Genomic DNA, 22,532 nt, shown 5'->3' on the forward strand with positions numbered 1-22,532 from the left:
CGACCATGCCCACCGTCACCGAGATCTACCACCAGACCCTCGCCGAGCGCGGCTACCAGGCTGATCCGGCCCAGCTGCGCGCCGTGGCCGCCCTGCAGCGCTGCCAGGACGAGTGGATCGCCTACAAGTCCCGGCGCAGCAATGTGCTGACCAAGGCGCTGATCCGGCCGCCGCTGCCGCGCGGTGTCTACATGCACGGCGGGGTGGGGCGGGGCAAGAGCTTCCTGATGGACAGCTTCTTCCAGGCCGTGCCGCTGCAGCGCAAGACGCGGCTGCACTTCCACGAGTTCATGCGCGAAGTCCACCGGGAGCTGCAGGAACTCAAGGGCATCGCCAATCCGCTCGACGAACTGGGCAAGCGCATCGGGCGGCGCTTCCGGCTGATCTGCTTCGACGAGTTCCACGTCGCCGACGTGACCGACGCGATGATCCTGCACCGGCTGCTGGACGCGATGTACGCCAACCGGGTGTCGATCATCACGACGTCCAACTTCCACCCCGACGAGCTGTACCCGAACGGGCTGCACCGCGACCGCATCCTGCCGGCCATCGAGTTGCTCAAGGCCAAGCTCGAAGTCATCAACGTCGACAACGGCACCGACTACCGCCGCCGCACGCTGCAGCATGTCCAGCTTTACCACACGCCGCTGGGCGCGCAGGCGGACGCCGCCATGACGCAGGCCTTCGACGAACTGGCCGAGGTGAAGGACGAATCGCCCGAGCTGCGCATCGAGAACCGCGTCATCCATGCCCGACGCAAGGCGGGCGGGGTGGTCTGGTTCGACTTCAAGCAGCTGTGTGGCGGGCCGCGCTCGCAGAACGACTACCTGGAACTGGCGACCCAGTTCCACACGCTGCTGCTGTCGGACGTGCCGATGATGCCGCCACGGCTGGCGTCGGAGGCGCGGCGCTTCACGTGGCTGATCGACGTGCTCTACGACCGGCGCGTGAAGCTGATCATCTCGGCCGCCGTGCCGCCCGAGGAGCTTTACACCGAAGGTCCGATGTCGCATGAATTCCCGCGCACCGTCTCGCGCCTGACGGAGATGCAGTCCGAGGAGTTCATGGCGCTGGAGCGGCGCGACGTGGACACGTCGCTGACCTGATCCCCTGGGGGGCCGTCAGTCCAGCGTGTCGAGCCGGACGAGGGCGAGCGAGAGGTTGTCGCCGCCGCCCCGGGCACGCTGGCGCGCCTTGCTGATGAGCATCTTGCTGGCATCCCGCGGCTTGAGCGCGTTGACGATGGTGCCCAGCTCGCGCGATGTGAAGTAGTGCCACAGACCGTCGCTGCACACCAGCAGCGAGTCGCCCATTTCCAGCCGGTCCATGCGGGCCACGGTGATGGGCGGGTCCTCGTCCGCGCCCAGGCAGCCGGTCAGCAGGTGGGCATGGGGGTGGTCGTTCGCCTCTTCCTCGTTGATCTCGCCATCTTCGACCATGCGCTGCACCAGCGAGTGGTCGAAGGTGCGCGTGAGCATGTTCGAGCCGCGGAACACATACACCCGCGAGTCGCCCGCGTGGATGATGTGGCACTCGCGGTTGGGCAGGACGAGGAAGGCGGCGAGGGTGCTGTGCGGCTCCTGTTCGGAGGTGATCGCGGTCAGCTTGATCATCAGGTGCGATTCGAGCACGATCTTGCGCAGCAGTTCGGACGCGGAGTCCTTGGCCGGCGCGAAGCGCTCGAAGAGCTGGCGGGCGATCAGCAGCACCTGGTCGGCGGCCTTGCGGCCCCCGCTCTTGCCACCCATGCCGTCGGCAAGAATGGCCAGCAGGCAACCTTCGGCGCGAGGGTGCGTGAAGACCTCCACCTGATCTTGTTGATACAGTCGATCACCGCGGTCGATGCCTGTGGCCGCCAATAATCGATATCCAGGGGAGTCCGGTGTCATGTCGAAAACTATAAACGGTTCAACCCGCTTTTCCTGCCCATGAAGTCAACGCCAGAGCGAATAGCGGCAACGAGCGCACGATCCCCGCTGCGCGCGGAAGTGGCGCAGGCGTTTTCCGCGGACGGCGAGCTGGCGCAGGCCGATCGCCGTTTCCAGTCGCGCGAGGTGCAGACGGACCTGGCCGACGCCGTCGCCGAGGCACTGGAGTCGCGCAGCGTGCTGGTCGCCGAGGCCGGCACGGGGGTCGGCAAGACCTTCGCCTACCTGGTGCCGCTGCTGCTGTCCGGGCTGCGGGCGATGGTCAGCACGGCGACCAAGAGCCTGCAAGACCAGCTCTTCCTGCGCGATCTTCCCCGGCTGATGCAGACCTTCGGCCTGCCGGTGCAGATCGCGCTGCTGAAGGGGCGTGGCTCCTACCTCTGCCTGCACCGGCTGGAGCAGGCCCGCCACACCAGCGAATGGCCGGACCGGCAGGCGATGCGCCAGCTGGCGCGCATCGAGGTCTGGGCGCAGGGCACCCGCACGGGGGATCTGGCCGAACTGGACAGCCTCGACGAACGCTCGCCCGTGATCCCGCTGGTGACGTCGAACCGGGAGAACTGCCTCGGCAGCGAGTGCCCGAAGTTCCGCCAGTGCCACGTCGTGCAGGCGCGCCGAACGGCCCTGCAGGCGGACATCGTCGTGGTCAACCACCACCTGTTCTTCGCCGACATGGCGCTCAAGGACACCGGCATGGCCGAGCTGCTGCCGACGGTGGACGCCGTGGTCTTCGACGAGGCGCACCAGCTCAACGAGGCCGGCGTGCAGTTCCTGGGCAAGATGCTCGGCACCAGCCAGTTGCTCGACTTCAGCCGCGATCTGCTGGCGGTCGGGCTGACCGAGGCACGCGGCTTCGGCCCATGGACCGAACTGGCCGCCCGCTGCGAGCTGGCGGCACGCGAGCTGCGGCTGGCGAGCGCGGGGCCGCTGCGGGGCGCCGTGCGGCTGCGCTGGGAGGAGCGCGCAGGTCGCCCCGAATTCACCGAGGCGCTGGAGCGTGTGCGCACGGTGAGCGCCGAGATGCTGGAGCACCTGGTCGCCGTGGCCGATGGTGGCCCCGATCTGGCCAAGCTCGAAGACCGGGCGCGGGCGCTGGCGGCCCGTGTCGAAGCCTTCCTGCAGGCGCCTGCGCACGACCATGTGCGCTGGATCGACCTGACCACCCACCAGGCCCGCCTGACCGAAGCGCCGCTGGACATCCGCGAGACGCTGCGCGCGCAGGTCGAGGGTGGCAGCCGGGCGTGGATCTTCACCTCGGCCACGCTGGGCGCGGATCCGGCGCTGAGCTGGTTCACCCGCAGCGTCGGCATGGAGGAGGCCCGCACGCTGCAGGCCGGCAGCCCCTTCGACTACGCGGCGCACGCCCGGCTGTATGTGCCGACGCGCTTCCCCAAGCCGGGCGAGCCGGCGCATCCGGGCGCGGTGGCCGAACTGGCCGGACGCTGTGCACAGGCGCTGGGCGGCCGCACCTTCGTGCTGACGACCACGCTGCGGTCACTCCAGCAGATCGGCGCTGCCTTGCGCGAGCGGCTGGCGCCGGACGGCATTGCCGTGTTCGTGCAGGGCGAGGCGCCGAAGCGGGCCATGCTGGCGCAGTTCCTGGCCGCGCCGCGCGGGGTGCTGGTCGGCTCGCACAGCTTCTGGGAAGGCATCGACGTGCCGGGGGATGCGCTGCAGTGCGTGCTGATCGACAAGCTGCCGTTCCCGCCGCCGAACGATCCGCTGGCCGAGGCACGCAGCCGGCAGCTCGAAGCCGAGGGCGGCAACGCCTTCAATGACTACTTCATCCCCGAAACCGCGATCGCGCTGAAGCAGGGCGCCGGACGGCTGATCCGCAGCGAGACCGACCGCGGCCTGCTGGTGGTGTGCGACAGCCGGCTGGTGCAGATGGGCTACGGGAGGCGCCTGCGGGCTGCACTGCCGCCGATGACACCACTGGCGAGCGAGGATCTGGCGCTGGCGTGGCTGCGGGAGCTGGCGGAGGCCCACGCTGCGTCGGCGTCGCACGCCACGACGCCGGTCTAGCGCCAGGCGCTCAGCCGGTCACCACAGGCGCCACCAGCGCGCCTTTTCGTCGTAGTCGCGACCGATCCACTCGCTGCGCGGGTAGTTGGTCTTCAGCACGCGTTGCGCGTCGTCACGCAGCGGCGCGAGGTCGAGCTTGTCGTAGCTGGCGGCCATCAGGAACAGGGCTTCTTCGGCGGCCGGCACGCCGCGGAAGTCCTGCAGTGCCTGCTGGGCGCGGTTGGCGGCGGCCAGGTAGGCGCCGCGCATGTAGTAGTAGCGCGCCACATGCACCTCGTAGGAGGCCAGCGCGTTGACGATGTACTTCATGCGCACCTTGGCGTCGGGTGCGTACTTGGACTCGGGGAAGCGGTCGACGAGCTGCTTGAAGCTCTGGTAGGCGTCGCGCGAGGCCTGCTGGTCGCGCTCGGACAGGTCCTGCCTGGCGATGGAGCCGAACAGGCCGAGGTCGTCGTTGAAATTGATCAGCCCCTGGAGGTAGTAGGCATAGTCGCCTGCGGGGCTGGTCGGGTGCAGCTTCAGGAAGCGTTCGACCACGGCCAGCGCGCGTGCCTTTTCCTGCTGCTTGTACAGCAGATAGGCCTGTTCGAGCTGCGCCTGCTGCGACAGCAGGGTGCCGGCCGCACGGCCTTCGATGCGCTCGTAGAGCTTGATCGCACGGTCGTAGGCGCCGTTGGCGGATTCTTCCCGGGCCTCTTCGTACAATTTGGCAATGCTCTTGCCGTCATCGACGTTTTTGGGCGCCGACGCGCAACCGCCCAGTTGACAGGCCAACGCCACCCCGAGCACGAGGGAGGCGAGGCGCAGAGCCGGTGTCGGGCAGGGCTTGAACATGGTGGTCATGGGCCGGACCCGCAGGTCGGGCCAGATTGGATACAGAGCGTGAATTATATGAACGGGCCCCAGGGCCAGCATGAAGCTTCGGAAGTTGTCGAGGACATTGAAGAGGAGAGCCCGGAGCCGGGCGGTGCGGCATCGACTGCCGAGATCGAATGCCGGCAGGCCGAGGTCGACCGTGCCTCGCACGGACTGCGGCTGGACAAGTGGCTGGTGGGGCTGGCGCCGGAGTTCTCGCGCAGCCATCTCCAGCAGCTCATCGAGGCCGGCCATGTGCGCAGCGCCGGGCAGGTGCTGACCAGCGCGTCGCGCAAGGTCGGGGCCGGGCAGATCATCGAGGTGGCGCTGCAGCCCACGGCGCAGAGCAGTGCCTTCCGCGCCGAGGCGATCCCGCTGGACGTGGTTTACGAGGACGAGACGCTGATGGTGGTGCACAAGCCGGCGGGTCTGGTGGTGCATCCGGCCGCGGGGCACTGGTCGGGCACGCTGCTCAATGGTCTGCTGGCACACCACGCAGGTGCTGCGTCGCTGGCACGGGCGGGCATCGTCCACCGGCTCGACAAGGACACCTCCGGCCTGATGGTCGTGGCCAAGACGCAGCTGGCGCAGACCGCGCTGACCCGCGCCATCGCGGCGCGCGAAGTGCACCGCGAATACCTGGCGCTGGTGCATGGCGCGGTCGACGAGGAGCCGTTCACCATCGAGGCGCCGATCGGGCGTGATCCGGTGTCGCGTATCCGCATGGCCGTCGTGACCAATGGGAAGCCGGCACGCACCGATGTGACCTGTCTGGCCGTGCGGGACTTCGGCAAGTCGCCCGAGGCCGGGCGTGTCAGTGCCGTGCGCTGCAAGCTGCACACCGGGCGCACCCACCAGATCCGCGTGCATCTGGCGCGGCGCGGGCACCCGCTGCTGGGGGACGGGGTGTACGGTGGCAAGCCGGTGCTGGGGGTCACCCGGCAGGCGCTGCATGCCACGCACCTCGGGCTGGAGCACCCGCTGACGGGCGAATGGCTGTCCTTCGATGCGGCGCTGCCGGACGATCTGGCTGGCGTGTGGAAGCAGGTCACGCAAGGTTGAACGGCGGCCACAGCGCACGGCGGTCCGTTCGACGCTAGAATGTGGTCCAATCCAGCAGGAACGAGCCTTGCGCCTTGCGCCTGCGTCCTGCGAGCCCCGACCCCACCTGGTCCGGGCGCACACCCCGAAACCCGACAGCGAATTCCCCGGACCGGCCGCCCCTGGCGATGTGCTGGTCAGGGCCGCCCAGGTATCAGACGGAATTCATGAATACACGGGATGCCAAACGCGTCCTCGAGACCGCACTCATCTGTGCGCACCAGCCGTTGCCGGTTCGCGAACTCCGGCAACTGTTCGATGGTGCAGTCAGCGCGGACACGGTGCGCATGCTGCTGGACGGACTGGCGCAGGACTGGCAGGGGCGCGGTGTCGAGCTGGTCTGTGTGGCGAGCGGGTGGCGGTTTCAGAGCCGCCCGGAGATGCGGGTCCATCTGGACCGGCTGTATCCGGACAAGCCAGCCCGCTACTCGCGCGCCACGATGGAGACCCTGTCCATCGTGGCCTACCGCCAGCCCGTCACCCGGGGTGACATCGAGGACATCCGTGGCGTGACGGTCAGCACGCAGATCGTCCGGCAGCTCGAAGGGCACTTCTAGAAACCGACCCTGACCGCCGCCTGAGCCGCGCGCTGCGGCAAGATACCGCCCCATGATCACACCCCGCACCAAGCCATCGAGCTTCTTTCCTGAGGAGGCCGCGGACGACCTGTTCGTGGTGCAGCAGCGCAAGGCCAAGCTGGAGGGCTACGTACAGACGCTGGCGGCGATGGACGAACTGATCGACTTCGCAGCGATGGCCGCGGCGGTGGACAAGGCCTGCCCTCGCGCTGACCGCAGCAAGGGCGGACGCCCGCCGTACCCGACCGAGGCGCTGGTGCGCATGGTGTTCCTGCAAGGGCTGTACAACCTGTCGGACGAGCAGTGCGAGCACCAGGTGCTGGACAGGATGAGCTTCCAGCGGTTCTGCCGGCTGGACGGCGCGCTGAACATTCCGGACGCACGCACGCTGTGGAACTTCCGGCAGCGGCTGGCCGAAGGCGGGCTGGGAGGCCGGGCGATTTTCGAGGCGTTGAGCCAGCAGTTGCAGCGGCACGGCTTCATCCCGAGGGGCGGGCAGATCGTGGACGCCAGCATCGTGCAGGCGCCGATCACGCAGGCCAACGCCCGGGAGCGCGATGCGCTGAACAAGGGGGAGGCGCCCGAGGGCTGGAGCAAGAAGCGCCTGGCGCACACCGACCGGGACGCGCGCTGGACGCAAAAGCACGGCAAGTCGTACTACGGCTACAAGCTGCACGGCAACGTGGACGCACGCTACAAGCTGATCCGCCAGATGAAGATCACGGCGGCCAACGCCGACGACGGACAGCAACTGCCCGACGTGCTGCAGGTGGCGAACACGCGCAAGCGGCTGCTGGCCGACCGGGGCTACGACAGCGCGGCCAACCGTCAGACGCTGCAGCAGCACGGACTGGCCGACGGCATCGCGCGTCGCGCCAAGCCAGGGCAGACGGCCAAGGTTCGACTCAAGCAGCGCAACAAGACGATCAACCGCACGCGGGCGCGGGTCGAGCACGTGTTCGCGGCGCTGAGCCAGCAGGGCGGCAAGTGCGTGCGGGCGATGACGCTGGCGCGCAATGCGCTGGCGATCACGCTGCAGTGCGCGGCCTACAACGCGCGCAGGCTGGTGTGGCTGGTCAAGAGCGCAGGTCCGTCCGCACAGCCCGCGTGAGGGGAAAAACCCCGTCGCGGGGCACCGCGGCGGCGGGGACAGGGGCTCGCCGCCGTCATCCACTGCTCGTCTGAGCTGGATTTGTGCAGGCTCAGACCAGGTTCAGGGCTGCAGGGCCGGTTTCTAGAAGTGCCCCGAAGAGCGTGGCTGGATCGAGGTGATCGGGCACCGCGAGGGCCCAGGGCGTCCCGCGCTGTATGCGACGACCCGACAATTTCTGGACGATCTGGGATTGAAATCCCTGGATCAACTGCCATCCCTGGAGGCGATCGGGTCCGACCTGGTCGTCGACACCAACCCTGTGCCCTCGGGACCCGATGGCGCATCGTCATCTCTCTCCGAGGCCTGAGGCCGAACGCATGAACGAACATCAAGATACCGCTGACCAGACTGGCGCCGACGCCGCTGCAGAGACCCCCGAGGCCCCGAAGAAGCGCCGTGCGCCCCGCAAGGTGGCTGCGGACGTCGTGGCCGTGGACGTGGGCACGACCGAGGCGCCCGCAGCGGCGCCTGTCGCCAAGAAGCCGCGTGCGCCCCGCAAGCCGGTGGCGGCGGTTGTGTCGGTCGAGCCTGCGGGCGAGGCGGTGGCCCAGGACGTCGCTCCGGCGGTGGTCGAGGCCGCTGACGTCGCGGTGCCGGCCACGCGCCCTGCGCGGGCGCCGCGCAGCCGCAAGAAGGACGTGGTCGCCGAGCCGGCAATCGCTTCGACGGACGTCGCTCCGAGCGTGGAGCCGGTCGCTGAACCGGTGGTGGTGGTGCCGGTGGCGGCAGAGTCGGCCCCGGACGCTGCGCCGGAAACGGGCGCTGCGGCACCGGTGGGTGAAGAAGCCGGTGGTCGCCGGCGCGACCGTGATCGCCAGCGCCGCAAGGAGCGCCGTGGTCCGCGCGAGGAGGGCGGTGCCGCGATTTCCGGTGCGCAGGCTGCTGCCGGGTCGGTGGCTGACAGCGAGGAAGAGTTCGAGGTGATCGTGGTCAGCGGCGGTGACGATGACCCTGTCGATGCCGGCACGCTGTTCGCCGAGGTGATCTCGGGCGACTACGACGCCGAAGTCACTCCCGACGCGGACGATGAACTGGTCGATCCGGGCAAGCGCGTGCTGCGTCCCGAGCCCGAGGCGCCCAAGCTGCACAAGGTGCTGGCCCAGGCCGGCATCGGCTCGCGCCGCGAGATGGAGCAGCTGATCCAGGACGGTCAGGTGTCCGTCAACGGTGAAGCGGCGCACATCGGCATGCGCATCGCCCAGGGCGACCAGATCCGCATCGCCGGCCGCCCGATCAAGGTGCGCATCGCGCCGCCGCCGGCCCGCGTGCTGGCGTATCACAAGGAAGTCGGCGAAGTGGTCACGCACCACGATCCTGAAGGTCGACCGACCGTGTTCCGCCGTCTGCCGCGCCTGCACACCGGCAAGTGGCTGTCGGTGGGTCGCCTGGACATCAACACCGAAGGCCTGCTGCTGTTCACCAACTCCGGTGATCTGGCGAACCAGCTGATGCACCCGCGCTTCGGCGTGGAACGCGAGTACGCCGTGCGCGTGCTGGGTTCCCTGGCGACCGAGCAGCGTGCGCGTCTGCTGGACGGCGTGGACATCGAGGGCCAGAAGGCGGCCTTCAAGTCGATCGAGGACGGTGGCGGCGAAGGCATCAACCGCTGGTACCGCGTTGTCATCACCGAAGGCCGCAACCGCGAAGTGCGCAAGCTGTTCGACAAGGTGGGTCTGGCGGTGAGCCGGCTGATCCGCATCCGATACGGCACCGTGGTGCTGCCGCGTGGTCTCAAGCGCGGTGTCTGGGTGGAACTGGACGACCAGGACGTGCGCACGATCCGTGCTCTTGCCAATCCCGACCAGCCCGCCCGCGTGGTGCCGGTGCCGAACGATGGCCCGCGTGGTGCCCGGCCCCAGAAGGGCCGTGGCCAGGACCGCCCGGACCGTGGTGGCGAGCTGCGTGCCAATGACCGCGGTGGACGCGGAGCTGGCGAGCCGCGTGCCGAGCGCGATCCGCAGGCGCCGCGTGGCAAGGGTGCGCAGCACGGAGGTGACCGTGGCCAGGACCGCGGTGACCGCCAGGGCGGGCGTCCGAACGGCCCGGGCAATGCCCCGCAAGGTCAGCAGAACCGTCCGCCGCGTGGCCCGCGGCAGGATGGACCGCCGCAAGGTGGTGGCGGCTACGGCAACCAGGGCGGCGGGCAGGGCGGTGGCCGCAGTCCGCGCAACGAGGGCGATGACCCGCTGCACATCCCGAATCCGCTGGAGCAGACCTTCGACAAGCGCTTCGTGTCCGGCTCCAAGCGCATCACGACCGGCTTCGGCCGGCCGACCGAGGAGCCGACGCCGGGCAGCGGAGGTGGCAACCGCAAGGGCGAGCCGCGCCAGCCGGACCCGATGGAGACCTCGGTCGGCTACATCGGTGCCGAGGCCTACTTCACCCGCCCTGGCGGCGGTAACAACAAGGGCCGCGGCGGCCGTCGGCGCTGATGGCCTGACACGCTTCAACGCTAGAATGCCGGGTTTTCCCCGGCTTCGACCCCCATTCGACCGACTTTGTCCTCCCTGTTTCAAGGAAACCATTCCATGGCCATCGAACGCACCCTGTCCATCATCAAGCCCGACGCCGTCGCCAAGAACGTCATCGGCCAGATCTACGCCCGTTTCGAAGGCGCCGGCCTGAAGATCGCCGCTGCCAAGCTGGTGCAGCTGTCGCGTGCCGACGCTGAAGCGTTCTATGGCGTCCACAAGGCCCGCCCGTTCTTCAACGACCTGGTGAACTTCATGATCTCCGGCCCGGTGATGATCCAGTGCCTGGAAGGCGAGAACGCCATCCTGAAGAACCGCGAGCTGATGGGCGCCACCGATCCGAAGAAGGCTGAAGCCGGCACCATCCGCGCCGATTTCGCCGACTCGATCGACGCCAACGCCGTGCACGGCTCCGACGCTGCCGAAACGGCCGCCGTCGAGATCGCCTTCTTCTTCCCCGGCATGAACGTCTACAGCCGCTGATCGGCTGCTGAACCCGCGCTGAAGACATGACCACCGACGCTGCCCTCGACGCTGTCAACCTGCTCGACTTTGACCTCGACGGGCTGGCTGCGCATTGCGAGCGCCTGGGCGAGAAGCGCTTTCGCGCCGTCCAGCTGTTCCGGTGGATCCACCAGCGCGGTGCGCGCGACTTCGACCAGATGAGTGATCTGGCCAAGTCGCTGCGCGCCAAACTCGCCAGCGGGTCGGTCATCCGTCCGCTGGCGATCCTTTCCGAACACCGCTCCGCCGACGGCACAGTCAAGTGGCTGTTCGATGTGGGCGCCGGCGATGCCGTCGAGAGCGTCTTCATCCCCGAGGAAGGCCGCGGAACGCTGTGCATCTCGTCGCAGGCGGGTTGTGCGGTGGGATGCCGTTTCTGCTCCACCGGCCACCAGGGCTTTTCCCGCAACCTGAGCACGGGCGAGATCCTCGCGCAGCTCTGGTATGCCGAACACACGCTGCGCCGCGACCTGAACCGTCCCGCTGGCGAGCGCGTGATCACCAACGTCGTGATGATGGGCATGGGCGAGCCGCTGCAGAACTACGGCGCGCTCGTGCCGGCGCTGCGCGTGATGCTCGACGACCATGGCTACGGCCTGTCGCGCCGGCGCGTGACGGTCTCGACTTCCGGCGTCGTGCCGTTCATGGACCGGCTGCGCGACGACCTGCCGGTGGCGCTGGCCGTGTCGTTGCACGCGCCCGACGACGCGCTGCGCAACGAGCTCGTGCCGCTGAACCGCAAGTACCCGCTGGCCGATCTGCTGGCCGCGTGCAAGCGCTACCTGGACACGGCGCCGCGCGACTTCATCACGTTCGAATACTGCATGCTCGACGGTGTCAACGACAGCGACGAGCAGGCGAGGGCGCTGCTGGCGCTGGTCGGGCCGAAGGGACCGGTCGGTCGGCTGCCCTGCAAGTTCAACCTGATTCCGTTCAACCCCTTCCCGGCGTCGGGCCTGAAGCGTTCGGACAATGCCCGCGTGCAGGCCTTCGCCAAGGTGCTCCTGGAGGGGGGGCTGGTCACGACGGTGCGCAAGACCCGTGGTGATGACATCGACGCCGCCTGCGGCCAGCTCGCTGGCGAGGTGCAGGACCGCACCCGGGCGCACGAGCGCATGGTGCGTGCGCCGATCCGCATCGTGCGCAGCGCACCCCCGGCTGCGCCGAACTGAGCGATCTTCCCCAGGATGACGATGACCCCACTGCGCTGGTTCGAGCGCCGCACCGGCCGGTGTGGCAGTCTGCTGCTGGCTGCGGTGCTGCTGGCTGGCTGCGTGTCCGGGCCGGCCTTGCCGGTGCCGATGGGGGAGGCGAGTCCCACCAGTATCAACGCACCCCGCCCGACGAACTCCAGCGGTTCGGCTGCCGCGAATGCTGCCACCGGTGGCCGACGCGATCTGGTCACCGAATCGGACGAGTCCGACTCGGCCAGGCGTGCGCGCATCCGCACCGAACTGGCCGCGGCCTATTTCGGCCAGGGGCAGTACGTGACCGCGCTGGACGAGGTCAAGCGCGCGCTGACCGTCGATCCGGGTCATGTGCCTGCCCTGGGCCTGCGCGGGCTCATCTACGCCAACATGGGGGAGTACGAGCTGGCGGAGGAGAGTTTTCGCTCGGCCCTGCGGGTCCGCCCCGCCGATGCCGACACCCTGCACAACTACGGCTGGTTCCTCTGCCAGCAGCGCCGCTTCGTGCCGGCGCGCCAGCAGTTCGAAGCGGCGATGGCGGTGCCGCAGTACCGCGAATCGGCGCGCACGCTGCTCGCTGCCGGCATCTGCGAGGCCCGGGCCGGTGAGCTGCAGGCGGCCCAGATCATCCTGCAGCGCAGCTTCGACCAGGACCCGGGCAATCCGGCCACCGTGTTCAATCTGGCGGACGTCCTGAAGCGCCGAGGTGATCTGGAACGTGCATTTCTTTACATCCAGCGGCTCAACCAGACCCCTGAGCTGGTGAGCCCTGAAACGCTGTGGCTGGCGATTCGCATCCAGCACCGACGAAACCTCACCTCGTCCGTGGAAGAATTGGGGTCATTGCTGCGTGCACGATTCCCGAAATCACGGGAGGCAGCGGCCTATGACCAAGGACAGTTCGATGAGTGAAGTGACACCGCTGCCAGCTGGCTCCCTCTCGGCCGGCGCCATGCTGCGCGCCGCCCGCGAGGCACGTGGGCTGGAAATCGATGCATTGGCACAGTTGCTGAAGGTGCCCGAGCGCCGGCTGGTGGCGCTGGAGGCCGATCGCTATGACGAGTTGCCGGGACTGGCCTTCGTGCGCAGTCTGGCGCAGTCCTACGCCCGCCAGCTGGGTCTGGACTCCACCAAGGTCCTGGCTGTGCTGCCGATGTCCGGAACGCCGCCGCAGCAGCTCGAGAACGTGTCCCGCGGGCTGCAGACGCCGTACCGCGAAGGCGTGAGCGGCAATACCTTCGGCCGCGGCGGAGCAGGGCAGCCGGAATGGCTCAAGCCCGCCTATCTGGTGCCGGCGCTGCTGCTGCTGGCCGCACTGGCCTTCTGGTTCGCTCCGCCGATGCGTTCGGTGTTTGGCGGCCTGGGCTGGCCTGCGGCGGATGCCCCCGCGGGCAGTGCCAGCGCCGTGTCCGATGTGCCCTCGTCCGTGTCATCGTCGGGGGCGGCCAGTGGTGGCACTGCGGCGCCGTCGGATGGGGTGCTGGTGTCCGCGCCGACCGCCGTGGTGGTGCCTGCGGTTCCGTTGACGCCCGTGACGCCGGCTGCATCCGCGCCCTTGGCCCCTCCGGTGTCCGAGACCGTGCACTCGGCACCCACCGACACGGCGCCTGTCGGTGCCAGCGCGCCGCCGGCCGCGGCGGGCACGGTGGTGCTGCGCACGACGGGCGAGTCCTGGGTCGAGGTGCGTGATGCGGCGGGCGCCGTGCTGCTGTCGCGCACGGTGCTGCCGGGCGAGGTGATCGGCCTGGATGGCGCCATGCCGATGCGCATGAAGGTGGGCATCGCCAGCGTCACCCAGGTGACCGTGCGTGGCGAGCCGTTCAGCCTGGCCCCGTTCACCCGCGGCAACATCGCCAACGCCGTTCTGAAGTGAGTCCGACCATGCACGCTCCCCTGACGACCTCCGAACAACCGATTCCGCTGGGCGAACCTGCCGCGCGTCGCAGCCTGCAGGCCCGTGTGGTCTGGGGCGACCGTGTCGTGACGGTCGGCGGCGATGCGCCGGTGCGCGTGCAGTCGATGACCAACACCGACACGGTGGACGTCATCGGCACCGCCATCCAGGTGAAGGAGCTGGCGCTGGCCGGCTCGGAGATGGTCCGCATCACGGTCAACACGCCCGAAGCCGCCGAGGCCGTGCCGCACATCCGCGACCAGCTCGACCGCATGCAGATCGACGTGCCGCTGATCGGCGACTTCCACTACAACGGCCACCGCCTGCTCACCGAGTACCCGGCGATGGCGGCGGCGCTGTCCAAGTACCGCATCAACCCGGGCAATGTCGGCAAGGGCGACAAGCGCGACCGCCAGTTCGGCATGATGATCGAGGCCGCGCTGCGCCACGACAAGCCGGTGCGCATCGGCGTCAACTGGGGCAGCCTGGACCAGGAACTGCTCGCCAGCCTGATGGACACCAACGCCCGCCGCGCGCAGCCGTGGGAAGGCCGTCAGGTGATGTACGAAGCCCTGATCCAGTCGGCGCTCGACTCGGCGGGTTACGCGGTCGAGCTGGGCATGGACCCGGGCCAGGTGCTGATCAGCTGCAAGGTCAGTGGCGTGCAGGATCTGGTGGCGGTCTACCGCGAGCTGTCGAAGCGCTGTGACCATCCGCTGCACCTCGGCCTGACCGAAGCCGGCATGGGCACCAAGGGCACGGTCGCCTCGGCCGCGGCGCTGGGCATCCTGCTGCAGCAGGGCATCGGCGACACCATCCGCGTCAGCCTGACGCCCGCGCCAGGCGAGGCGCGCACGCAGGAAGTGACCGTCGCGCTGGAGATCCTGCAGTCGCTGGGTCTGCGCACCTTCGTGCCGAGCGTGACGGCGTGTCCCGGCTGCGGCCGCACGACGAGCACCACCTTCCAGGAACTGACCCAGCAGATCGACCACTTCCTGCGCGCGCAGATGCCGGTCTGGCGCGTCAAGTACCCGGGCGTCGAGACGATGAAGGTGGCCGTGATGGGCTGCATCGTCAACGGCCCCGGCGAGAGCAAGCACGCCGACATCGGCATCAGCCTGCCCGGCACCGGCGAAGCCCCGGCGGCTCCCGTCTACATCGATGGCGAGAAGGCCATGACGCTGCGCGGCGAGGGCATTGCCAGCGAGTTCCAGGCCGTGGTCGAGCAGTACATCGAGCGGCGCTTTGGCCAGAAGACGGCCGTTTCCTGAACTCCCGAGTTCTCCGAATTCCTGAATTTTCCTGATGAGCGAAAAACTCCAAGCCGTCAAAGGCATGAACGACCTGCTGCCGCCGGATTCGGCGCGGTGGGAGTGGTTCGAGGACAGCGTGCGCGCCCTGATGCGCCGCTACGGCTACGCCAACATCCGCACCCCGATCGTCGAGCCGACGCCGCTGTTCGTGCGTGGCCTAGGCGAGGTGACGGACATCGTCGAGAAGGAGATGTACTCCTTTGAAGACAAGATGAATGGCGATCTGCTCACGTTGCGCCCGGAAGGCACGGCGGGGGTCGTGCGCGCCGTGGTGCAGCACAACCTGCTGTACGAAGGCCCGAAGCGGCTGTTCTACATCGGCCCGATGTTCCGCCACGAACGCCCGCAGAAGGGCCGCTACCGCCAGTTCCACCAGGTCGGCGTCGAGGCGCTGGGTTACGGCGGACCGGACGTGGACGCCGAGGTGATCCTGATGGCGCGCAGCCTGTGGCGCGACCTGGGCCTGACCGACGTGCGGCTGGAGATCAACAGCCTGGGCCAGCCCGACGAGCGCAAGGCGCACCGCACCGCGCTGATCGCCCACTTCGAAGCCCACGCCGACGTGCTGGATGAGGAAGCGAAGCGTCGCCTGCACAGCAACCCGCTGCGCATCCTCGACACGAAGAACCCGGCGATGCAGGCGGTGGTCGAAGCCGCGCCGAAGCTGATGGATTTCCTCGGCGAGGCGTCGCTGAAGCACTTCGACGCCGTGCGCGCTGTGCTGGATGCGGTCGGCCAGCCCTACCGCATCAACCCACGCCTGGTGCGCGGCATGGACTACTACAACCTGACCGTGTTCGAGTGGGTCACCGACCGCCTCGGCGCACAGGGCACGGTCTGCGGCGGCGGTCGCTACGACGGCCTGATCGAGCAGATCGGCGGCAAGCCGGCGCCAGCCGTGGGCTGGGGCCTGGGCATCGAGCGGGTGCTGGCGTTGCTGGAGGACAGTGGCGTCAAGGTGCCGGTGCAGGTGCCGGACGCTTACGCCATCGTGCCTGACGCTGCCGCGCTCGCTCCGGCGACCGTCACGGCCGAGGCGCTGCGTGCGCTGGGCCTGAAGGTCGTGCTGCACGCGGGTGGCAAGGACGGCCTGGGCAGCATGAAGTCCCAGTTCAAGAAGGCGGATGCCAGCGGTGCCCGTTACGCACTGGTGTTCGGCGGCGACGAGCTGGCGCAGGGCATGGTGGCCGTGAAGCCGCTGCGCGATGGCGGCCGTGCCCAGGCGCTGCGTCCGCTGGCCGACGTGGCCGCCTGGTCGGCCGAGATCGCCGACTGATCCGGCGTCGCCCCAGTGCGGCCCGCATAATCCCTCTCTCCACGGTTACACCTCCGACACACGCGCATGGCATCCCATCTCGACCTCGAAGAACAGGAACAGCTCGACCAGCTCAAGCAGTTCTGGGCCAAGTTCGGCAACCTGATCACCTGGGTGCTGCTGATCGTGCTGACGGCGTATGCCGGCTGGAACGGCTGGCAGTACTGGCAGCGCGACCAGGCCGCCAAGGCCGGGGGCATCTACGACGAACTGGAGCGCTCGGCCCAGGCCGGCGATGCGGACCGGGTGACCAAGGTCTGGGCCGATCTGCAGGCCCGCTATCCGGCGACCGCATTTGCGGAGCAGGGCGGTCTGCTCGCCGCCAAGGTGCAGTTCGACAAGGGCCAGGCCGATGCCGCGCGCGGCACGCTGGAGTGGGTGGCCGCGAACGCCAAGGAAGACGAATACCGGGCGATTGCCCGCCTGCGTCTGGCGGGCGTGCACCTCGAAGCCAAGCGCCATGACGAGGCTCTGAAACTGGTCAGCAGCGAGGTCCCCGAGGCCTGGGCCGGGCTGGCCGCGGACCGCCGTGGCGACATCCTGCAGGCCCAGTCCAGGACTGCGGAGGCCGTGACGGCTTACCAGCAGGCCTGGAAGGCACTCGCCAAGGACGTGGACTACCGCCGTCTGGTCGAGGCCAAGCTGGTTGCGCTGGGTGCGGCGCCGCAGGAAGAGGGCGCTGCCTCGGGAGCCGCAAAATGACCATCCTGAACGCGTGCGGTCCCAGCGCTGTCCGGCGCTGTCTGGTGGTGGCCGTGGCCCTGCTGATGGCGGCCTGCTCTTCGGTCGAGCGGCCCAAGCCCACGCCGCTGGAGCCGCTGACGCCCCGGATCGCCGGCAAGCAGGTCTGGCGCCAGAGTCTGGGCCGGCCACTGGCCGGGCAGACGGTGGCCGTGCTGGGCGATCGTTTCATGCTCGCGGGTGACGATGGAAAGATCGTCAGCATGGACATTGGAACCGGCACGGTCCGCGGCCAGGTGACGGTCGGTGCACCGCTGTCGGCCGGTGTCGGCAGTGACGGACGGCATGCGGCCGTCGTCACCAGGAACAACGAACTGGTCGTGATCGACGGCGACCGCGAGATCTGGCGCACCCGGCTCAACTCGCGGGTAGTCACCGCGCCGCTGGTGGCGGGCGAGCGGGTGTTCATCCAGGCCGTCGACCGCAGCGTGCAGGCCTTCGACGTGTTCGATGGTCGCCGCCTGTGGACCGTGGGCCGATCGGGCGATGCCCTGTCGCTGGCGCAGCCGGGCGTGCTGCTGGCCTACCGCAACACGCTGCTGGTGGGCATGGGCGCGCGCCTGCTGGCGCTCGATCCGCTCACGGGGGCCCTGCGCGCGGACAGCACCCTCGCATCGCCGCGCGGGACCAACGAGGTCGAGCGGCTGGCCGACCTCGTCGGGCCGGCTGCACGCAGCGGGGACGTGGTCTGCGCCCGTTCCTTCCAGGTCGCGGTGACCTGCCTGAATGTCGAACGACATGCCGTGCTCTGGAGTCGACCGCAAGGCGGCTTCGAGGGTCTGGCGATCGATGCCGAGTTCGTGTCCGGTGCGGACGCGACCGACCGGGTCAGCGCCTGGCGCCGCGCCAGCGGGGATGTGGCGTGGACCTCGGACAAGCTCCGCTACCGTGGTCTGACGGCCCCGCTGGCCGTCGGCTCGACGCTGGTGTTCGGCGACAGCGAAGGCTGGCTCCATGTCCTGTCGCAGGACCGGGGCGAGCCCCTGCTGCGTCTGCCCACCGATGGCAGCGCGATCATTGCACCGCTGGTGCGCTCCGGCCTGACGATGCTGGCCGTGACCCGGTCCGGCAACGTGTTCGCGTTCCGGCCGGAATGACCCCGCGTTTTCCATAACAACCATTCAACTGCTACAGATCGGAACCGACCCATGAAACCCGTGATTGCCCTCGTCGGACGTCCCAACGTCGGCAAGTCCACGCTGTTCAACCGACTCACTGGACGCCGCGATGCCATCGTGGCCGACTACGCGGGCCTGACCCGCGACCGCCACTATGGCGACGGCGCCCTGGCCGGGCATGAATTCATCGTGATCGATACCGGCGGATTCGAACCCGATTGCACCTCCGGCATCTTCCAGGAGATGGCCAAGCAGACGCGGCAGGCCGTGGCCGAAGCGGACGCGGTGATCTTCGTGGTCGACGTGCGCGCGGGCCTGTCCGCCCAGGACCACGACATCGCCCGCTTCCTGCGCACCACCAGCAAGCGTGTGCTGCTGGCGGCAAACAAGGCCGAAGGCATGAAGGACGGCCCGCAGCTGGCCGAGTTCCACGAACTCGGCATCGGCGAGCCGCTGGCTGTTTCATCGGCCCACGGCCAGGGCATCCGCAGCCTGATCGAGCTGGCGCTCGAAGGCCTGGTGCCCGAGGTCGAGGAAGACGACGGCTTGCCGGAAGAGGAGCGCCCGACGCGTCTGGCGGTGTGTGGCCGTCCCAATGTCGGCAAGTCGACGCTCATCAACACCTGGCTCGGCGAAGAGCGTCTGGTGGCCTTCGATCTGCCGGGAACCACCCGCGACGCGATCGAGGTGCCGTTCGAACGCAATGGCCGCAAGTACAAGCTGATCGACACGGCCGGCCTGCGCCGCAAGGGCAAGGTGTTCGAGTCGATCGAGAAGTTCTCGGTCGTCAAGACGCTGCAGGCCATCGGGGACGCCAACGTCGTGCTGCTGCTGATCGACGCCACTGAAGGCGTGTCGGACCAGGATGCGCACATCGCGGGCTACATCCTGGACGCAGGCCGTGCGGTGGTCATCGCCATCAACAAGTGGGATGCCATCGACGAGTACCAGCGCCAGACGCTGCAGCGCTCGATCGAACAGCGGCTGGCCTTCCTGAAGTTCGCGCCGATCCTGCACATCTCCGCCAAGCGTCGCCAGGGCCTGGGGCCGCTGTGGAGTGCCATCGACGAGTCCTGGGCGTCGGCCAAGCGCAAGCTGCCCACGCCGGTGCTGACGCGTCTGCTGCAGGAAGCGGTGGATTTTCAACAGCCCAAGCGGGCGGGAATTTCCCGCCCCAAACTGCGTTATGCCCACCAAGGTGGGCAGAACCCGCCGTTGATCGTGATCCATGGCAATGCCGTGGAACACATCACCGACGTGTACAAACGCTATCTGGAGAGCCGTTTTCGCGAGCATTTCAAGCTCGTGGGCACTCCGTTGCGTATCGAGTTGCGCGCCTCGCGCAATCCCTTCACGGAAAAGGATTCCTGATCCGTCGGATCGTGGTCCCGGGCGTGTGATAACGTGCGGGCCTTCTTGAACTCCATTTCCAACACGGAGAATATCGTGAGCAACAAAGGGCAACTGCTACAAGACCCCTTCCTCAACCTGCTGCGCAAGGAGCATGTTCCGGTGTCGATCTACCTCGTCAACGGCATCAAGCTGCAGGGCCACATCGAGTCTTTTGATCAGTATGTGGTACTCCTTCGCAACACCGTCACCCAGATGGTCTACAAGCACGCGATCTCGACCGTCGTGCCGGGCCGACCGGTGAACTTCCACGCGGCAGAATCGCCGGAAGCCAGCTGACCGCCCGCAGCGGCCAGCCAGACGCGTCAACTCGAAGCACCTTGACTGCAACGGACTCTTCCCCTCTCCCACGCGCTGTTCTGGTCGGGGTCGATTTCGGCGCAAACGCGTCCTTCGATTCGACGCTGGATGAACTGGCCCTGCTGGCCCAGTCTGCGGGCGATGAGCCGGTCGCCCGGATCATCGCCCGCCGTCGCGCTCCCGATGCCGCACTGTTCGTGGGCTCGGGCAAGGCCGATGAAATCAAGCTCGTCGTGGCCGAGCACGGCGCCCAGTGCGTGATCTTCGATCAGGCACTGGGCCCTGCTCAGCAACGCAACCTCGAGCGCCACCTCGGCGTCGAAGTGCTCGACCGCATCGCACTCATCCTCGAAATCTTTGGCGCCCGCGCGCGCAGCCATGAAGGCAAGCTTCAGGTCGAACTCGCGCGGCTGCAATACCTCTCCACCCGCCTCGTGCGCCGCTGGTCCCATCTGGAACGCCAGCGTGGTGGCGTCGGTCTGCGCGGCGGTCCTGGGGAAACCCAGATCGAGCTGGACAAGCGCATGATCGCCGTGCGCATCAAGGCCGTGAAAGAGCGGCTGGACAAGGTGAAGCGTCAGCGCGGCACGCAGCGCAAGGCGCGCGAGCGCCAAGGTACTTTCCGCGTCTCGCTGGTGGGCTATACCAACGCGGGCAAGAGCACGCTGTTCAATGCGCTGGTCAAGGCGCAGACCTATGCGGCCGACCAGCTCTTCGCCACCCTCGACACGACCACGCGCCAGATGTACCTCGAGGACGCCCGTCGCAGCGTGTCATTGTCGGATACCGTGGGGTTCATCCGTGACCTGCCACACACGCTGGTCGATGCCTTCCAGGCCACGCTGCAGGAGGCCGCCGATGCGGATCTGCTGCTCCACGTGGTCGACGCGGCCAGCCCGGTCTGGCTTGACCAGATTCGGGAGGTCCAGCGGGTGCTGCACGAGATCGGTGCCGATGACGTGGCGCAGGTGCTGGTCTTCAACAAGATCGACGCCATGGAATCGGCGCAGCGCCCGCGTGCGCCTGGTGATCTCTACGAGCTCGCGCCTGGGCTGGTGGTGCCACGCTGGTTTGTCAGTGCCCGCACCGGCGAGGGACTGCCTGCATTGCGGCAGGCCATTGCCGAAGCGGCTCTGAACCAGGACCGCATGGAGGTTGCTGGTCGTACCGATCCCCGTTTCGACCCTGATCGCAGCGATACCGATGTGATCGAGATCGAAGACACGACGCCTGAACGGGTCGAAACCCTGCCCACGCCGCCCACGGCGTGAAGCATGTTGTAATTTCGGACATGAACAAGACGAATCCGATGGACGCTTACACGCCTGTTCGGGCCCCGTGGGGGGCTGTGGCTGGTTCTGCGCTGAATCTGGTCGCCGGGGCCGCGCGAACCCTGGTCTGCCAGTTGCGTGGCGCGCGCAATGCGCCCGCTGGCGCAGACGTGATGGCCAATTCCGGTCGCAACGACGGTCCGCCGGATCTGGACGAACTCTGGCGCGACTTCAACCAGAAACTCGGTGGCCTGTTTGGCGGCAAGACGCCTGCTGGCCGTGACGGAGGGGGCTCGCCGCCCTCCGGTCGCCCGGACCCTTCGTCCGACGGCCGTCTGTTCGGCGTTGGCGGGGGGCTGCTGGTGGGTGTGGCGGCGCTGCTGTGGCTGGGCAGCGGCTTCTTCATCGTGCAGGAAGGTCAGCAGGCCGTGATCCTCACGTTCGGCAAGTTCAGCCGCACGGTGGATGCCGGCATCCAGTACCGCTGGCCCTCGCCGTTCCAGTCGCATGACACCGTCAGCGTGACGCAGACGCGTTCCACCGAGGTGGGGCGCAACTCCGTCGTGCAGGCCACGGGTCTGCGCGACTCGTCCATGCTCACGCAGGACGAGAACATCGTCGACATCCGCTTCACCGTGCAATGGCGCTTGAAACAGGCCAAGGACTTCCTGTTCGAGAACCGCAATGTCGAAGAGGCGGTCCTGCAGGCGGCCGAATCGGCAGTGCGCGAGATCGTCGGGCGCGGCACGATGGATTCTGTTCTCTACGAGCAGCGCGATGCGATTGCCGTGGATCTGGTGAAATCGATCCAGGCCCAGCTCGACCGCCTCAAGGCGGGCATCCTCGTCGTCAATGTCAATGTCCAGAGCGTGCAGGCGCCCGAGCAGGTGCAGGCTGCCTTCGACGATGCATTCAAGGCCGGCGCCGACCGTGAACGCCTCAAGAACGAAGGCCAGGCCTACGCCAACGACATCATTCCCAAGGCCCGCGGCACGGCTGCACGCCTGGCCGAAGAGGCCGAAGGCTACCGCGCCCGCGTGGTGGCACAGGCTGAAGGCGATGGCGAGCGCTTCCGCAGCGTGCTCGCCGAGTACCAGAAGGCGCCGGGCGTGACCCGCGACCGGATGTACATCGACACCATGTCGCAGCTCTACGCCAATGTCAGCAAGGTGATGGTCGATTCGCGCAGCGGCAGCAACCTGCTCTATCTGCCGCTGGACAAGCTGATGCAGCAGTCGGCGGTCACATCGGCCACCGCGGCGTCGGGCGTGCCGCTGGTGCTGTCAGGCAACGACGGTGCTTCGGGCAGCAGCGTGGACGTGCGTTCACGCGACGGACAACGCAGTCGCGACCGTGACGTGCGCTGAG

General features: G+C 68.1%; 19 protein-coding genes and 2 pseudogenes. 19 read left to right on the forward strand and 2 right to left on the reverse strand.

All coding sequences use genetic code 11. The features are described from left to right. Positions 1–5 precede the first annotated feature (5 nt). On the forward strand, positions 6–1,106 hold the full coding sequence (gene zapE, locus BDD16_RS17015; protein ID WP_179635038.1) for a cell division protein ZapE: 1,101 nt from the start codon (positions 6–8) through the stop codon (positions 1,104–1,106). 15 nt (positions 1,107–1,121) lie between these two features. Here zapE and BDD16_RS17020 read toward each other — a convergent pair whose 3' ends face one another. Beyond that, on the reverse strand, positions 1,122–1,889 hold the full coding sequence (locus BDD16_RS17020) for a PP2C family protein-serine/threonine phosphatase (protein ID WP_179635039.1): 768 nt from the start codon (positions 1,887–1,889) through the stop codon (positions 1,122–1,124). A gap of 39 nt (positions 1,890–1,928) precedes the next feature. Here BDD16_RS17020 and BDD16_RS17025 point away from each other — a divergent pair, with 39 nt between their 5' ends. Further along, the gene (locus BDD16_RS17025) at positions 1,929–3,953 is read left to right on the forward strand and encodes a DNA repair helicase YoaA (protein ID WP_179635040.1); all 2,025 of its coding nucleotides are present in this window, start codon (positions 1,929–1,931) and stop codon (positions 3,951–3,953) included. An 18-nt stretch (positions 3,954–3,971) separates the two neighbouring features. Here BDD16_RS17025 and BDD16_RS17030 read toward each other — a convergent pair whose 3' ends face one another. Next, a complete protein-coding gene (locus tag BDD16_RS17030) occupies positions 3,972–4,787 on the reverse strand; it encodes an outer membrane protein assembly factor BamD (RefSeq protein WP_179636209.1) in 816 nt (271 codons plus the stop codon). A gap of 57 nt (positions 4,788–4,844) precedes the next feature. Between BDD16_RS17030 and BDD16_RS17035 the strand changes: the two genes are divergently transcribed. The 17 genes and pseudogenes from BDD16_RS17035 to hflK all read left to right on the forward strand — a co-directional run bounded on the left by BDD16_RS17035 (position 4,845) and on the right by hflK (position 22,531). Continuing rightward, positions 4,845–5,870, forward strand: coding sequence for an RluA family pseudouridine synthase (locus BDD16_RS17035; protein WP_179635041.1), 1,026 nt, complete (start codon positions 4,845–4,847; stop codon positions 5,868–5,870). Between the two features lie 206 nt (positions 5,871–6,076). Next, a pseudogene (gene scpB, locus BDD16_RS17040) lies at positions 6,077–6,454 on the forward strand (SMC-Scp complex subunit ScpB); the annotation flags it as partial. 64 nt (positions 6,455–6,518) lie between these two features. Then, positions 6,519–7,598: an IS5 family transposase gene (locus BDD16_RS17045; protein ID WP_179632624.1), complete on the forward strand. Its 1,080-nt coding sequence runs from the start codon at positions 6,519–6,521 to the stop codon at positions 7,596–7,598. Between the two features lie 127 nt (positions 7,599–7,725). Then, positions 7,726–7,866: pseudogene (gene scpB, locus BDD16_RS23460) on the forward strand (SMC-Scp complex subunit ScpB); the annotation flags it as partial. Between the two features lie 91 nt (positions 7,867–7,957). Then, positions 7,958–10,072, forward strand: coding sequence for a 23S rRNA pseudouridine(2605) synthase RluB (gene rluB, locus BDD16_RS17055; RefSeq protein WP_179635043.1), 2,115 nt, complete (start codon positions 7,958–7,960; stop codon positions 10,070–10,072). Between the two features lie 96 nt (positions 10,073–10,168). Beyond that, a complete protein-coding gene (gene ndk / locus BDD16_RS17060; RefSeq protein ID WP_179635044.1) occupies positions 10,169–10,594 on the forward strand; it encodes a nucleoside-diphosphate kinase in 426 nt (141 codons plus the stop codon). A 26-nt stretch (positions 10,595–10,620) separates the two neighbouring features. Beyond that, on the forward strand, positions 10,621–11,787 hold the full coding sequence (gene rlmN / locus BDD16_RS17065; RefSeq protein ID WP_179635045.1) for a dual-specificity RNA methyltransferase RlmN: 1,167 nt from the start codon (positions 10,621–10,623) through the stop codon (positions 11,785–11,787). Between the two features lie 15 nt (positions 11,788–11,802). Beyond that, a complete protein-coding gene (gene pilW / locus BDD16_RS17070) occupies positions 11,803–12,714 on the forward strand; it encodes a type IV pilus biogenesis/stability protein PilW (RefSeq protein WP_179635046.1) in 912 nt (303 codons plus the stop codon). Beyond that, positions 12,707–13,675, forward strand: coding sequence for a helix-turn-helix domain-containing protein (locus BDD16_RS17075; protein ID WP_179635047.1), 969 nt, complete (start codon positions 12,707–12,709; stop codon positions 13,673–13,675). The genes pilW and BDD16_RS17075 overlap by 8 nt, the downstream gene beginning before the upstream one ends. A gap of 8 nt (positions 13,676–13,683) precedes the next feature. Beyond that, positions 13,684–14,967 carry a flavodoxin-dependent (E)-4-hydroxy-3-methylbut-2-enyl-diphosphate synthase gene (gene ispG, locus BDD16_RS17080; protein ID WP_179635048.1) on the forward strand — a complete coding sequence of 428 codons (1,284 nt, stop codon included), beginning with the start codon at positions 13,684–13,686 and terminating at the stop codon, positions 14,965–14,967. A 34-nt stretch (positions 14,968–15,001) separates the two neighbouring features. Further along, positions 15,002–16,285, forward strand: coding sequence for a histidine--tRNA ligase (hisS, locus tag BDD16_RS17085; protein WP_179635049.1), 1,284 nt, complete (start codon positions 15,002–15,004; stop codon positions 16,283–16,285). Between the two features lie 66 nt (positions 16,286–16,351). After that, positions 16,352–17,026, forward strand: coding sequence for a YfgM family protein (locus BDD16_RS17090; RefSeq protein ID WP_179635050.1), 675 nt, complete (start codon positions 16,352–16,354; stop codon positions 17,024–17,026). Continuing rightward, complete coding sequence (locus BDD16_RS17095; protein ID WP_179635051.1) at positions 17,023–18,162, forward strand: outer membrane protein assembly factor BamB; 1,140 nt, start codon at positions 17,023–17,025, stop codon at positions 18,160–18,162. Before BDD16_RS17090 ends, BDD16_RS17095 begins: the two co-directional genes overlap by 4 nt. Positions 18,163–18,213: 51 nt before the next feature. Further along, positions 18,214–19,554: a ribosome biogenesis GTPase Der gene (der, locus tag BDD16_RS17100; RefSeq protein WP_179635052.1), complete on the forward strand. Its 1,341-nt coding sequence runs from the start codon at positions 18,214–18,216 to the stop codon at positions 19,552–19,554. A 75-nt stretch (positions 19,555–19,629) separates the two neighbouring features. After that, on the forward strand, positions 19,630–19,872 hold the full coding sequence (hfq, locus tag BDD16_RS17105) for an RNA chaperone Hfq (RefSeq protein WP_179635053.1): 243 nt from the start codon (positions 19,630–19,632) through the stop codon (positions 19,870–19,872). A gap of 41 nt (positions 19,873–19,913) precedes the next feature. Further along, positions 19,914–21,164, forward strand: a complete 1,251-nt coding sequence (hflX, locus tag BDD16_RS17110) for a GTPase HflX (RefSeq protein WP_179635054.1) — start codon at positions 19,914–19,916, stop codon at positions 21,162–21,164. Positions 21,165–21,184: 20 nt separating this feature from the next. Next, a complete protein-coding gene (gene hflK, locus BDD16_RS17115) occupies positions 21,185–22,531 on the forward strand; it encodes an FtsH protease activity modulator HflK (RefSeq protein ID WP_246332583.1) in 1,347 nt (448 codons plus the stop codon). Position 22,532: the final 1 nt, after the last annotated feature.

The organism is Sphaerotilus montanus (genome assembly GCF_013410775.1).
Classification (GTDB): domain Bacteria; phylum Pseudomonadota; class Gammaproteobacteria; order Burkholderiales; family Burkholderiaceae_C; genus Sphaerotilus; species Sphaerotilus montanus.

Coding starts and splice junctions, on each gene's coding strand:
- zapE (WP_179635038.1), top strand. CDS start 6: ATGCCCACCGTCACCGAGATCTACCACCAGACCCTCGCCGAGCGCGGC.
- BDD16_RS17020 (WP_179635039.1), bottom strand. CDS start 1,889: ATGACACCGGACTCCCCTGGATATCGATTATTGGCGGCCACAGGCATC.
- BDD16_RS17025 (WP_179635040.1), top strand. CDS start 1,929: ATGAAGTCAACGCCAGAGCGAATAGCGGCAACGAGCGCACGATCCCCG.
- BDD16_RS17030 (WP_179636209.1), bottom strand. CDS start 4,787: ATGTTCAAGCCCTGCCCGACACCGGCTCTGCGCCTCGCCTCCCTCGTG.
- BDD16_RS17035 (WP_179635041.1), top strand. CDS start 4,845: ATGAACGGGCCCCAGGGCCAGCATGAAGCTTCGGAAGTTGTCGAGGAC.
- BDD16_RS17045 (WP_179632624.1), top strand. CDS start 6,519: ATGATCACACCCCGCACCAAGCCATCGAGCTTCTTTCCTGAGGAGGCC.
- rluB (WP_179635043.1), top strand. CDS start 7,958: ATGAACGAACATCAAGATACCGCTGACCAGACTGGCGCCGACGCCGCT.
- ndk (WP_179635044.1), top strand. CDS start 10,169: ATGGCCATCGAACGCACCCTGTCCATCATCAAGCCCGACGCCGTCGCC.
- rlmN (WP_179635045.1), top strand. CDS start 10,621: ATGACCACCGACGCTGCCCTCGACGCTGTCAACCTGCTCGACTTTGAC.
- pilW (WP_179635046.1), top strand. CDS start 11,803: ATGACGATGACCCCACTGCGCTGGTTCGAGCGCCGCACCGGCCGGTGT.
- BDD16_RS17075 (WP_179635047.1), top strand. CDS start 12,707: ATGAGTGAAGTGACACCGCTGCCAGCTGGCTCCCTCTCGGCCGGCGCC.
- ispG (WP_179635048.1), top strand. CDS start 13,684: ATGCACGCTCCCCTGACGACCTCCGAACAACCGATTCCGCTGGGCGAA.
- hisS (WP_179635049.1), top strand. CDS start 15,002: ATGAGCGAAAAACTCCAAGCCGTCAAAGGCATGAACGACCTGCTGCCG.
- BDD16_RS17090 (WP_179635050.1), top strand. CDS start 16,352: ATGGCATCCCATCTCGACCTCGAAGAACAGGAACAGCTCGACCAGCTC.
- BDD16_RS17095 (WP_179635051.1), top strand. CDS start 17,023: ATGACCATCCTGAACGCGTGCGGTCCCAGCGCTGTCCGGCGCTGTCTG.
- der (WP_179635052.1), top strand. CDS start 18,214: ATGAAACCCGTGATTGCCCTCGTCGGACGTCCCAACGTCGGCAAGTCC.
- hflK (WP_246332583.1), top strand. CDS start 21,185: ATGAACAAGACGAATCCGATGGACGCTTACACGCCTGTTCGGGCCCCG.